13 protein-coding genes are annotated in these 11,757 nt (G+C 73.0%); 11 read left to right on the top strand and 2 right to left on the bottom strand.

The genetic code is table 11. The features are described 5' to 3' along the window. Positions 1 to 41 precede the first annotated feature (41 nt). The 9 genes from ACFU6K_RS15985 (at position 42) to ACFU6K_RS15945 (ending at position 7,767) form a co-directional block, all read left to right on the top strand. Complete coding sequence (locus ACFU6K_RS15985; RefSeq protein WP_380663506.1) at positions 42 to 1,865, top strand: lasso peptide isopeptide bond-forming cyclase; 1,824 nt, start codon at positions 42 to 44, stop codon at positions 1,863 to 1,865. Continuing rightward, on the top strand, positions 1,862 to 2,125 hold the full coding sequence (locus ACFU6K_RS15980) for a lasso peptide biosynthesis PqqD family chaperone (protein WP_380663504.1): 264 nt from the start codon (positions 1,862 to 1,864) through the stop codon (positions 2,123 to 2,125). The genes ACFU6K_RS15985 and ACFU6K_RS15980 overlap by 4 nt, the downstream gene beginning before the upstream one ends. Further along, positions 2,122 to 2,553, top strand: coding sequence for a lasso peptide biosynthesis B2 protein (locus ACFU6K_RS15975; protein ID WP_380663503.1), 432 nt, complete (start codon positions 2,122 to 2,124; stop codon positions 2,551 to 2,553). Before ACFU6K_RS15980 ends, ACFU6K_RS15975 begins: the two co-directional genes overlap by 4 nt. Then, positions 2,550 to 3,515 carry an ATP-binding cassette domain-containing protein gene (locus ACFU6K_RS15970; protein ID WP_380663501.1) on the top strand — a complete coding sequence of 322 codons (966 nt, stop codon included), beginning with the start codon at positions 2,550 to 2,552 and terminating at the stop codon, positions 3,513 to 3,515. Before ACFU6K_RS15975 ends, ACFU6K_RS15970 begins: the two co-directional genes overlap by 4 nt. Next, positions 3,512 to 4,384: an ABC transporter permease gene (locus tag ACFU6K_RS15965; RefSeq protein WP_380663500.1), complete on the top strand. Its 873-nt coding sequence runs from the start codon at positions 3,512 to 3,514 to the stop codon at positions 4,382 to 4,384. Before ACFU6K_RS15970 ends, ACFU6K_RS15965 begins: the two co-directional genes overlap by 4 nt. 8 nt (positions 4,385 to 4,392) lie before the next feature. Next, entirely contained in the window at positions 4,393 to 4,896 is a 504-nt protein-coding gene (locus tag ACFU6K_RS15960; protein ID WP_380663498.1) for a MauE/DoxX family redox-associated membrane protein, read from the top strand. Positions 4,897 to 4,899: 3 nt separating this feature from the next. Next, the gene (locus ACFU6K_RS15955; RefSeq protein ID WP_380663496.1) at positions 4,900 to 5,622 is read left to right on the top strand and encodes a DsbA family protein; all 723 of its coding nucleotides are present in this window, start codon (positions 4,900 to 4,902) and stop codon (positions 5,620 to 5,622) included. Next, complete coding sequence (gene mslH / locus ACFU6K_RS15950) at positions 5,619 to 6,941, top strand: lasso peptide C-terminal Trp epimerase (RefSeq protein WP_380663494.1); 1,323 nt, start codon at positions 5,619 to 5,621, stop codon at positions 6,939 to 6,941. The genes ACFU6K_RS15955 and mslH overlap by 4 nt, the downstream gene beginning before the upstream one ends. 151 nt (positions 6,942 to 7,092) lie before the next feature. Continuing rightward, complete coding sequence (locus ACFU6K_RS15945; RefSeq protein WP_380663493.1) at positions 7,093 to 7,767, top strand: response regulator; 675 nt, start codon at positions 7,093 to 7,095, stop codon at positions 7,765 to 7,767. Positions 7,768 to 7,964: 197 nt separating this feature from the next. On the opposite strand, the gene ACFU6K_RS15940 is transcribed toward ACFU6K_RS15945, so the two are convergent. After that, on the bottom strand, positions 7,965 to 9,056 hold the full coding sequence (locus tag ACFU6K_RS15940) for an RICIN domain-containing protein (RefSeq protein ID WP_380663492.1): 1,092 nt from the start codon (positions 9,054 to 9,056) through the stop codon (positions 7,965 to 7,967). Positions 9,057 to 9,262: 206 nt separating this feature from the next. Next, the gene (locus tag ACFU6K_RS15935; RefSeq protein ID WP_380663490.1) at positions 9,263 to 10,534 is read right to left on the bottom strand and encodes an Ig-like domain-containing protein; all 1,272 of its coding nucleotides are present in this window, start codon (positions 10,532 to 10,534) and stop codon (positions 9,263 to 9,265) included. 383 nt (positions 10,535 to 10,917) lie between these two features. Here ACFU6K_RS15935 and ACFU6K_RS15930 point away from each other — a divergent pair, with 383 nt between their 5' ends. Both ACFU6K_RS15930 and ACFU6K_RS15925 read left to right on the top strand, forming a co-directional pair. Further along, complete coding sequence (locus tag ACFU6K_RS15930) at positions 10,918 to 11,040, top strand: hypothetical protein (RefSeq protein WP_380663489.1); 123 nt, start codon at positions 10,918 to 10,920, stop codon at positions 11,038 to 11,040. After that, the gene (locus tag ACFU6K_RS15925; RefSeq protein ID WP_380663487.1) at positions 11,037 to 11,744 is read left to right on the top strand and encodes a response regulator; all 708 of its coding nucleotides are present in this window, start codon (positions 11,037 to 11,039) and stop codon (positions 11,742 to 11,744) included. The genes ACFU6K_RS15930 and ACFU6K_RS15925 overlap by 4 nt, the downstream gene beginning before the upstream one ends. Positions 11,745 to 11,757: the final 13 nt, after the last annotated feature.

The raw sequence follows: 11,757 nt of genomic DNA, 5'->3' as shown, positions 1-11,757 counted from the left end.
GCGCTCAGGCGCACCGGCACCACCCCGGGGAGCGAGACGACATGGAATTCGCAGTTCTTCCGGACAACGCGGCCGGCGCCGAGGCGGCCGCGCGGCTGCGGGCGACACACCGGATCGACCACGCGTCGGGGCGGCCCTGGATCGTGGGCGACTGGCAGCAGGACGAGATGACGGTGCTCCAGGCCGGTCCACGGCGCCTGGCACTCCTGGGACGCACCCGGCTCGACGAGCAGGCCACCACGGCCGCACTCGGGCGGATGCGCTCCCTCCACGACATCGACGCCGTCGCGTCCCGCCTGCCGGGCCTCTTCCACCTGATGGCCTCGATGGACGGCAAGGTCCGCGTGCAGGGCTCGGTCTCCGGTGTGCGCCAGGTCTTCACCGCCGCGGTGGACGGGGTGACCGTGGCGGCCGGCGCCGTGGGGCCGCTGCTGCGCCTCACCGGCGCGGGCCTCGACGAGACGCTGCTGGCCGCCCGCCTCCTGGCCCCCGGCGGAGCGCCCTGGCCGCTGTCCCTGCGCCCGGTCCGCCGGGGCGTCGACGCGCTCGGCACCGGGCACTGGCTCGAACTGGACGCGGCCGGCCGGTCGCGGCAGATCCGCTGGTGGAACCTGCCGGAGGCCCGTCTCCCGCTCGCGGAGGGCGCGCGGGCCGTGCGCACCGCGCTGTCCGAGGCGGTCGCCACCCGGGTCCGTCCGGACCGGACGATCAGCGCCGACCTGTCCGGCGGCCTGGACTCGACCTCGCTCTGCTTCCTCGCCGACGCGGCCGGCGCCGACCTGGTCACGTACCACGTCATGCCGATCGACGGCGCCAACGAGGACACCCTCTGGGCGCGCAAGGCCGCCGCCATGCTCCCGTCGGCCCGGCACCACACGCTCTCCTCGGACCGCGCCGAGAACCTGCTCGACGTCGGCTACACCGCCGACTACGCGGACCTGGCCCCGGAAGGGCCGTCGACCTGGGCCTCCGGGCTCGCCCACATCCGGGACCTGGCGGAACGGGCCACCGGCGAGGGCGCCTCCCTGCACCTGACGGGCTTCGGAGGGGACGAGCTGTTCGGGCGGATGCCCGCCTGCGCCTGGTCGCTGGCCCGCGCCCAGCCGGTCAACGGCCTGAAGCTGCTCAACCGCTACCGGCTCGCCAACCGCTGGTCCCTGGGCGGGACGGTGCGGGCGCTCACGGACCGGTCGACGTTCGCCCAGAGCCTCGCCCGGGTCGCCGCCAGGATCGGCGACCCGCCCCCGCCGCTCGACGAACCCGACTTCGGCTGGGTGTTCGCGCCCCGCCTGCCGGCCTGGGCCACGCCGGACGCCGCGGCGGCCGTCCGGAAGCTGCTCACCGACGCCGCCCGGGAGACCCCCGAACCGCTCGACGCGGACCGGGCCCGGCACCAGGCGCTCGCCTCCATCGCCTTCGAGGGCAAGACGGTCCGCCAGGTCAACACCGTCGTCGCCGCCGCCGGCATCGTCTGGGACGCCCCCTTCCTCGACGACCGCGTCCTGGAGGCGGCGATGTCCACCCGGATCGACCAGCGACTGGCGACCGGGCGGTTCAAGCCGCTGCTGGTCGACGCCGTCCGGGGCCTCGTGCCCGCGGACATCCTCGACCGCCGCGACAAGGGCGAGTTCAGCGCCGAGGCGTTCCGGGGCATCGCCCGCAACCGGGCCCGGCTCCTGGAGCTCTGCGAGGACTCGCAGCTCGCCCGGCTCGGCCTCATCGACCCGGCGAAGTTCCGGTCCGCGGTGCTCAACCCCGGGCCGATGGCCCATCACATCCAGCCGATCGAGACCACCGTGGCGTGCGAGAGCTGGCTCAGGACGCACGTTCGGCCCCACCTCCAGGACACGGGAGAACGCAGATGAAGCTGAGCCTTGCCCGCGACGTCACCCTCACCCCGATCGACACCGGGGCGGTACTGCTCGACGGACGCCGTGGCCGCTACTGGCAGTTGAACGCGACCGGCTCCGCCATCCTGCGCAAGCTGCTCGACGGGGACACCCCCGACACGCTCGCCGTGCTCATGTCCGAGGCCGCCCCCGTGAGCCGGGAGCAGGCCCACCAGGACGTGATGGACCTCGTCGACGGACTGAGCGCGGCCAAGCTCGTGGAGGTCTCGCGGTGACCACCCCCGCCGTCGCGGAACAGGCCCCGCGACTTCCGCTGCACCGCCAGATCGCGCCCAGGTGCGCGGCCGGCGCGGCCCGGCTGCTGGTCAGGCTGCCTCCGGCCCGGCTCCAGCGGGTGCTGCGCGTGATCAGCCGGGGCACCAGGCCCGCCGGGTACGCCGAGACGGCACGGGCCAGGCGGTCGGTCGTCTCGGTCAGCACGCGCTGCGCCGGCCTCGGCTGCCTCCAACGGTCCGTCGCCACCGTCCTGCTGTGCCGGGCCCGGGGCCGGTGGGCCGACTGGTGCACGGGGTTCCGCACCCAGCCCTTCGCCGCCCACGCCTGGGTCGAGATCGACGGGCGGCCGGTGGACGAACCGGGCGAGATGGGCGTGTTCCGGACCGTGCTGGCCGTGCGCCGCCCCGAGAGGAGGAACCTCCGATGACGGCGATCCGGGCCGAGGGCCTCTACGCCTACTACGGTACGAACGCGGCCGTCAACGGCCTCGACCTGACCGTCCCCGACGGCGCGACGTTCGGCTTCCTGGGGCCCAACGGCGCCGGCAAGACGACCACGATCAGCATGCTGACCACGCTCCTCAAGCCCACGGCGGGCCGGGCGGAGGTGGCCGGTGTCGACGTGGTGAGCCGGCCCGCCGAGGTGCGCCGCCGGATCGGCATCGTCTTCCAGGAGTCGACGCTCGACCAGGACCTCACCGCGGCCGAGAACCTCCGCTTCCAGGCCGACCTGTGCGGGCTCGGCCGCCGCGAGGCACGCGGAATGATCGCCGAGATGCTCGACATGATGGAACTGTCCGGGCGCAGCAACGTCCCCGTGGGGCAGTTCTCCACCGGGCTGCGGCGCCGCCTGGAGATCGCCCGGGGCCTGCTCGGCTCCCCCCGGGTCCTCTTCCTCGACGAGCCGACCACCGGTCTCGACGCGCAGACCCGCGCGGCCGTCTGGGAGTACCTGGGTCGGCGGCGCCAGGAGCAGGGCATCACCGTCTTCTTCACCACGCACCAGCTGGAGGAGGCGGAGCACTGCGACCGGATCGCGATCTTCGACAAGGGCAAGGTCGTCACCGAGGGGTCGCCCGCGGAACTGAAGTCCATCATCGGGTCCGACCTCGTCGTGCTGCGCACCGAGGACGACGCGCGCGCGGCGGAGCAGCTCTCCGAGCGCTTCGGCCTGACGGCGGAGCCCGCGCCGGACGGACTGCGGCTGAGGGTCCCCCACGGCCCCACCCTGGTGCCGCGGCTGTGCGCCGGACTCGGGGTGACCGTGCTCTCGGTGACCACCACCTCGCCGACCCTCGACGACGTCTTCCTGCACCACACCGGGTCCGAGATCCGGGAGAGCGGGACGAAGACCCGCACACTCAGCGACATCGGGGAGGGAATGCGATGAGCGGTCTGGACACCGTACTGGACGCTCCCGCCGGGAAGGCGGCCCCGGCCGGCCCGTCCACCGGCCGCCGGGGATTCGCCCTCAGGCCGTACGCGCTGCTCTGGCGGCGGGAGATGACACGGCTGCGGCACAACCCGGTGCGCCTGATCATGGGCCTGGTGACCCCGCTGCTGTTCCTCGTCGTGCTGGGCACCGGCCTCGACGCGGCGTCCTCCAGCCTCGGCAAGGCCCAGCTGAACGACTACCGGGCCTTCCTGTTCCCCGGCACGCTGATCATGTCCGTCCAGGCGCCGGCGGTCGCCGTGGGCATCTCGCTCGTGTGGGACCGCAAGCTCGGCATGCTCCGACAGATGCTCGTCTCGCCGTTCCCGCGCTCCAGCATCGTGCTCGGCCTCGCGTTCGGCGGCGCCACCACGGGCGCGGTCTACGGCCTCATGCTCCTGTCGGTCGGAGGCATCGCGAGCATCCGGTACACGCCGATGCTGCTGGTCGTCCTGCTGGAGACGCTGCTCGTCTCGCTGATGTTCACCTCGATCGGGCTGCTCGCCGCGGTCACGATCCGACAGGTCGAGACGTTCCAGATCGTGGTGAACCTGAGCCTGATGCCGCTGATGTTCTTCTCCGGCGCGATGTTCCCGCCGAACGGGCTGCCGGGCTGGCTCGACACCGTGGTCAAACTGAACCCCCTCACCTACGGCGTCGACGCGGTCCGCCGGACCCTGCCCGGGCCCGACATCCTCACCTCGGAGCAGACCCGGTTGATGCTCGGGCACTGGCACCCGCCCGTGGTCGCGGAACTCGGGCTGCTGGTGGCGATCACCGCCGCCGCGCTCGGCGTGGCCACCCACCGGTTCGCGCGGTCGCGGTGAGCGGCACCGTGAACGGAACCGGAGCGCACCCGGCGCGTGCCGTCCGGGCGTGGGAGTGGACGGGGACCGCGGCCCGGCTGCTGCTGGGCGTGGTCCTCGGCTACGCGGGCCTGCTGAAGGTCCAGGACCTCGCGGAGGCCGGCCGCACGGTCGTCCTGTACCGGATCGTGCCCGAGGACACCGCCCAACTCATCGGCGGCGTCCTGCCGTTCATCGAGGTCTCGCTCGCCGTGCTGCTGCTCGCCGGGCTGGCGACCAGGGTGGTGGCGGCCGGCGCGGCCGTGCTGATGGTGGTGTACATCGCGGCCATCGCCTCGGTCTGGGCCCGGGGACTGTCCATCGACTGCGGCTGCTTCAGCAGCGGAGGCACCGTGACGGACGGAGCCGTGCGCGGCTACGTCGTCGACATCGCGCGCGACCTGGTCCTGCTCGCCGCCGCCGTCCTCCTGATCCGGAATCCGCGAACCCGCTACGCGCTGGACCACTGGGTCCTGGACACGAAGGAGCGATAGGCCATGCAGGCAACGGACGCCATGGTGCGGGAGATGGTGCGGAAACGGCACCGCCGGCGGCGCACCCTGCTGGTGTCGCTCCTGGCCGCGGTCGTGGTGGTCGGGGCCGCGCTGGTGGGCGTCGGCCTCGTCCGGGCGAGCAACACCATGCCGGACAAGGTGCCGGGCACCGTCCCCGCCCAGGCGACGGACGACAAGGCGGGCCTGCTCGCCTCCACCGGCAAGGTGCGCGTCGACCTCTACCTCGACTACCTCTGCCCCGAGTGCCGCAACACGGAGAAGGCGCTGGCCGGCGAGCTGAAGACGCTCCAGGCGAGCGGCGACGTCAGCGTCGTCTACCACCCGGTCACCTTCCTCGACAACCGCAGCAGCCCCGCGGGCTACTCGACCAGGGCGGCCTCCGCCGCGGCCTGCGCCGTCGAGCAGGGCAGGTACGAGGAGTACACCACGGTGCTGTTCGACCGGCAGCCCGCCGAACGCGGGCCGGGCCTGAGCGAGGACCAGCTGATCGCGGCCGGGCGGGACGCCGGGATCACCGGCGCCGCCTTCGAGGAGTGCGTCCGGGCCGGCACGTACACGCCCTGGGTACGGTACGTCTCCGACGTCGCCGCGTCCCGCAAGGTCGCGCTGACCCCGACCGTCACGGTGAACGGCAAACGCGTCGAGGTCACCGGGGCGGACGCGGTCGCCACCCTCACCCGCGCGGTGGCGGAGGCCCGCGGATGACCCGGCTGACCGTGGCGCTCTCCGGGGACTGCATGGCGACCCGGGGCGCGCTGATCACCTCCGACCCGGCCGCCGCCGGGCTGCGCGCGACCCTGCGCGCCGCGGACTTCGCCTTCACCAACCTGGAGGTCGTCCCCGCCACCGGACGGGGACACCCGGTGCACAACGCGGCGGGCGGCGGCTGCCTGGTCGCGGACCCGGGCGTGGTCGACGAGGTCGCGGCGGCCGGCTTCACGGTGCTCGGCTGCGCCAACAACCACGCGCTGGACCTGGGCACCGACGGGCTGCTCGGCACCGTGGAGCTGTTGCGCGCGAAGGGCGTCCCGTTCGCCGGGATCGGCGCCGACCTCGCCGCCGCCCGCCGGCCGGTCTACGTCGACCGTCCCGCCGGCAGCCTGGCCGTGATCTCGTGCAGCTCCACGTTCCTGCCCGGGCAGGAGGCGGCCGCCCCGTCACCGGACCTGCCGGGCCGGCCCGGGCTGAGCCCGCTGCGGCACGGCGCGACGCTGCGGGTGACGCCCGCGCAGATGGACGTCCTGCGCGAGATCGACGGCGACACGGGACTGCGGGACCGGCGGGCCGAGGCGCGCACCCTGCTCGGCTTCGATCCCGCCATGCCCGGGCCCGGTCGGCTCAACCTGTTCGGCACCCGCTTCGAGACCGCGGACGCACCGGGCTTCACCACCCGGTGCGATCCGGGGGACCTCGACGGGATCTCCCGGTGGGTGGCCGAGGCCCGGCGCCGCGCGGACCTCGTCCTGGTCAGCGTGCACTCCCACGAGCCCGGACCGACGCCGGAGACACCCGGCGAGTTCCTTCGCGAGTTCGCCCACCGGATGATCGACGAAGGCGCCGACATCGTGGTCGGCCACGGCCCGCACCACCTGCGCGGAGTGGAGCTCCACCGGGGGAAGCCGATCTTCTACAGCCTGGGGAACATCGTCAGCCAGATCGAACTCGCCGACCGGGTGCCGGCCGAGGACTACGCGAAGGTCGCCGCCGGCGAGCAGCTCACCCCGGGCCGGTACTTCGACGAACTCGGCGGCCACGGCCGCCGGATGTTCGCCCCGCACCGCCGGTACTGGCAGTCGCTCGTGCCGGTGCTCACCTTCGACGACGGCGTCCTGGTGGGCGCCCGCCTCCACCCGGTCGACCTCGGCTTCGGCCGGCCGGTCCACCACCGGGGCCGCCCCCGGCTGGCGGACCCCGTCGGCGCCGAGGAGATCCTCGCCGACGTCGTCCGGCTCGCGGAGCCCTACGGCACCGGGGTGACGGTCGGGGAGAGCGGGACGGGCGAGCTGGTGCTCGGCGGCTCGTGACGGGCGCGGCCGGCCGGGGTGGTTCGGCCCCTGGCCGGCCGGCCCGTCCTCAACAGGGCCGTGACCGTGGGGAGTCGAGGAGGCGGAACAGGCGCTGCTGCTAGAATCGCCGACTTCGAGGGCTCGATGAGCAGTTTGCGGGGAATGCGGGATGGCCGAGGCGGTCCGGGTGCTGATCGCGGACGATCAGGCGCTGTTGCGCGGGAGCTTCCGCGTCCTCGTCGACTCGACACCGGGGATGGAGACCGTCGGCGAGGCCGGTGACGGCGCCCGGGCGGTGGAACTCGCCCGGGAACTCCGGCCCGACGTCGTCCTGATGGACCTGCGGATGCCCGTCATGGACGGCATCGCGGCCACCCGGGAGATCTGCTCCGACGAGACCATGGCCGGCGTACGGGTGCTGGCCCTCACGATGTTCGACATGGACGAGTACGTCTACCCGGCCCTCCAGGCGGGCGCGAGCGGGTTCATGCTGAAGGACGCCTCGCCCTCGGACCTGGTCGCCGGCATCCGCGTCATCGCCACCGGTGAGGCCGTCCTGGCGCCCACGGTCACGCGCCGCCTCATCGAGACCGTCTCCCGCGCCCGGCCAGCGGCGCGGCCGGTCCCGCGGCTCGTCGGGCTCACCAGGCGGGAGCAGGAGGTGCTCGTGCTGATCGCGAACGGGCTGTCGAACGCCGAGATCGCCCAGCGGCTGGTGATCAGCCTGCCCACCGTGAAGACCCATGTGAGCAGCCTCCTGGCGAAGCTGAACGTCCGCGACCGCGCCCAACTGGTCATCATCGCCTACGAGAGCGGCCTCGCCGAGCCGGGGATGCCCGCCTGACGTCCGTCTGACGTCCGCCTGGGCCCGCCGCCGCGGGCGTCGCGACCGGCACCCCGGCGCCCCGGCCGACGCACCCCCCCCCGAACGCGCTGCCGTACACGGGTACAGCGGAGCCGCCGTGGTGAGGAGGGCCCGGGGGGACAGGCCTCTGCTACGGCGGCTCCGCTGTTCCGGCCGCGATCCGGACGGTGCCGGTGTCAGCCCGTCAGCTTCCAGAGCTGGCCGCCGCCCAGGCCCCGGTCGCAGTTCCAGGCGCCCAGGGCGGCGCCGGCGGATTCGACGGTCAGGCAGCCGCCGTTCGGGTAGCCGTTCTGCATGTTGTAGACGGACCGGATCCGGTACCAGCCGTTGCCGTAGTCCTCGAACCGCCAGAGCTGGTTGGTGCCGCCGTTGTCCCTCACCAGGTGCGTGCGCCATTCGTTGGGGATGACGTCCAGCATCATGGCGCCGCGGAAGTCGGTCTCGATCTGCCAGTTGCCGTTGCCCTTGTCCCACAGCGCCCACTTCTGGGCCTGGGAGCCGTTCGGCTGCCAGGCCTGGATCTTCGTCCCGGCGGCCGTGTTGCTGTTCGAGAGGTCGACCGCGAGGCCGTTGTCGGAGACCAGCGAGGTCACCTTGCCGTGGGCGGGCTTGCCGCTCGCCCCCCGGGCGCGGGCGTCCGCCGCCTCGTGGGCGGACTTCTGCGGGGTGGTCGGGAACCAGTACGTGTACTTGTCGGTGCGGCTGCCCGCCGTCCCGGTGGAGTGGGTGTGCCCGTAGTGCCGCCAGTTCTGGTAGCCGTAGGCGCCGTCGTTGCTCCACACCTGGCCGTCGGAGTCGAAGACGTACACGTCGTACAGCGCCTTGTCCTCGGCGCCCTCGTACTGGACGGTGCCGAAGCAGTTGGACTTCTGCAGGATGTTCTCCTGGAAGCCCTTGCCCGAGCGGAAGATGCTGATGTTGTACTCGCCCTTGGTGAGGTACTGCAGCTTCTTGGACAGGCTCTCCAGGAACCCGGCCTGGTTCTCGCGGAGTTCGGCACTCTTCCGGGCCTCGTCGACCAGCGACTTCACGAAGTCGGCGCCCGAGAAGACGCCGCCGATCACCGAGCCCGGGTCGATGCCCCCTGCCGAACTCCTCGGCGTGATGGGCGACGTCCGTACGACCGGCGTGCTGATCCCGCCGACGAACTGGCGGCACTCCACCCCTGAGGTGATGTCGGCGGAGGCCGTGGTCGGCGTGACGAGGGTGAGACCGGCGGCCGCGGTCACGGCGGCGGCCACGGTTCCGAGTACCTTGCGAAGCATCATGGACGTCTCTCTGGGAGTGCCTGCCGGGCGCCGTCCGGCCGCCCGGGTCGAGAAGGACGGGCATGACTCTGGCGTGCGGGAGCAGACGCGTGATGGACGGCGGTGCTTCGGACGCGGGGCCGTGGGCAGGCCCGGCCGGGTCGCGGCGTTGACCGTTTGTCTACCATCGACTGCTTCGCCGCCGGTGCGGACGGCGCGGGCGGGGTCTACCAGTTCGCCCAGGGGAGGTTCCAGCCGCCCAGTCCGTTGTCGGGGGCGACGGTCTTCTCCTTGGTGTTCACGATCGTGACGACGTCGCCGATCAGCGAGCTGTTGAAGAACGCCCCGGCGCTGGAGGTGTCGCTGCCGCCCTCCACGTCCTTGAGCGCGACGCAGCCGTGGCTGGTGTTCGCCTTGCCGAAGGGGTCGCCCTCGTACCAGTAGTTGCCGTGGAGGTAGGTGCCGCTCCTGGTCAGCCGCATCGCGTGGGGGACGGCGGGGATGTCGTACTCGTTGCCGAGGCCGACGGTCTGGGAGTTCATGTGGGTGACCTTCTCCTTGGACATGACCACCATGGTGCCGCCCCACGACGGGTGCTTCGCGTCGCCGAGCGTGGCGGGCACGGTGGTGCTCTTTCCGTCCCGGACGACCGTCATCCGGTGCGTGGCGGCGTCCGCGGTGGAGACCTGGGAGCGGCCGATGCCGAACGGCTCGTCCTTGTCGACGTCGCCCCACATCCCCGGGGCGACCTCGACGTTCTTCAGCCGGTAGTGGATGGTCACCTTGGTACCCGGCTTCCAGTAGTCGGCCGGGCGGAAGTCCAGCCGGTTGTCGTCGAACCAGTGGCCCTTCACCTCGGTGCCGTTGTCCGTCTCGAAGGTGATCGCCTTGGCGACGGCATCCTTGTTCACGATCTTCGTGCTGAAGTCCACCTCGACGATCATGCCCACGCCGTACGTCTGGCCGTCGGCGATGTTGTCGTTGGTGGACACCTGCTTGTCGGGCGTGAGCGTGGTGAAGGCGGAGGTGGACGCGGCCAGCAGGCCGTCGGCGTCCGCCGCCTGGGCGTTCACCGTGTACGCGGTGCCGGGGGTGAGCGCGGCGGCGGGCTTCCAGCCGGTGCCGTCCGGGGTGATCGAGCCCTGGACGGGCCTGCCGTCCTTGTCGGTCACCTCGACGGTGGTGAGCCTGCCCTGGGAGACGGACACCCGCAGGGCGTTCGGCGCGACGCCGCGGGCGCCGTCCTTCGGCTCGACGTCCAGCACGGCGGCGGACGTCTTCGGCGTGTTCGTGTTCGGGTTCCCGGCCCCGGCCCCGGTCCCGGTGGCGCCGGCGGTGGCGGCGGCGCCCGCCGGGCCGGCCGCCTCACCGCCCTTGCCCTGGTCGTCACCGCAGGCCGCGGTCATCAGCAGGACCCCGCCCATCGTCAGTGCCACCGCGCCGCGGTTGAGACGGTCGGTGGTGCGTATGGCGGATCGGGTCGCCCGAACAGTGCTCACAGGTGCTCCTTCTCGGTGTTGGTCGCCAGCCTGTCCGCCCGTTCGTCCCGGCCACAACGGTGAGCCGGCGATCAGGGACCCCGGGGACGCCCGCACCTGCTCTGAGCTGGGAAGACGTGAGCTTCCTGGGACGCGTTCGCGGGACGGCGGAACCGTGGGACGGCTCGCCGCGTGCCTGTCCGCCGGAGCCCGCGCCACAGCGGCCGGGGGCGGGAACGGGGCGGGAACGGGGCGGGGAACGCGGTCAGGACCGGGGCCCCGGTGTGCGGCCCCGGCCAGGACCAGGGGCCCGGTCCGGGATCGGCCCCGGGAGCCTGCCCGGGGCCGGGGGCCGCTGGGAGGATCGACCGGGGGCGGCCCGCACCGGGTACGGTCTGATCGGCATGCGCGAGCGAGTCGCACTGCAGGGCGGCAGCATGGTGGCCGGGGGCATCGACGGTGGTGGCTTCCGGGTGGTGGCCGGCCTGCCGGTGGCGCCGACGGACGGAGAGGAACGGCTCGGATGACGGGAACCCCGGAACGGATCAGGGTGCTGATCGCGGACGACCAGCCGCTGGTGCGGCGAGGCCTGGCCCTGATCCTGGCCCCCGACCCGGCGTTCGAGGTGGTGGCCGAGGCGGACAACGGGCAGCGGGCGGTGGACCTCGCGCACGAACACCGGCCCCACGTCGTGGTGATGGACATCCGGATGCCGGTCCTCGACGGGGTCCAGGCGACCGAGCGGCTCTCGCGGGAGCTGCCCGCGTGCCGGGTCCTGGCGTTGAGCACCTTCGACATGGACGAGTACGTGGTCGCCGCCCTGCGCGCCGGCGCCTCCGGGTTCCTGCCCAAGGACGTCTCCCCGGAGGAGCTTTCGGCGGCGGTGCGGACGGTGCACGGCGGGGAGGCGGTGGTGGCGCCGCGCCTGCTCACCCGGCTGATCTCCGCCTACGTCACCTCGCCCCGCCTGCCGCGGCCGCCCGCGTCGGTGCCGGTGCCGGTGTCCGGGCCTGTCGAGCTGACGCCCCGGGAGATCGAGGTGTGGCAGCTGCTGGCCACCGGCCTCGACAACGCCGAGATCGCCTCGGCGATGGGCATCAGCGTCTCCACGGTCAAGAACCACATCACCAACGTCTTCGCCAAGCTGGGTGTCCGCGACCGTGCCCAGGCGGTGATCGCGGCCTACGAGTCCGGTCTGGTCGAGGTCCGGTCCGCGAACCCGGCGGGCTGAAGCGGGCCGGGTC

Origin of the sequence: Kitasatospora sp. NPDC057512 (genome assembly GCF_042802135.1) — a bacterium.
Lineage (GTDB): Bacteria > Actinomycetota > Actinomycetes > Streptomycetales > Streptomycetaceae > Kitasatospora.
The sequence above is the reverse complement of the archived record's forward strand: the minus strand, read 5'-3'. Positions and strand labels throughout refer to the sequence as shown.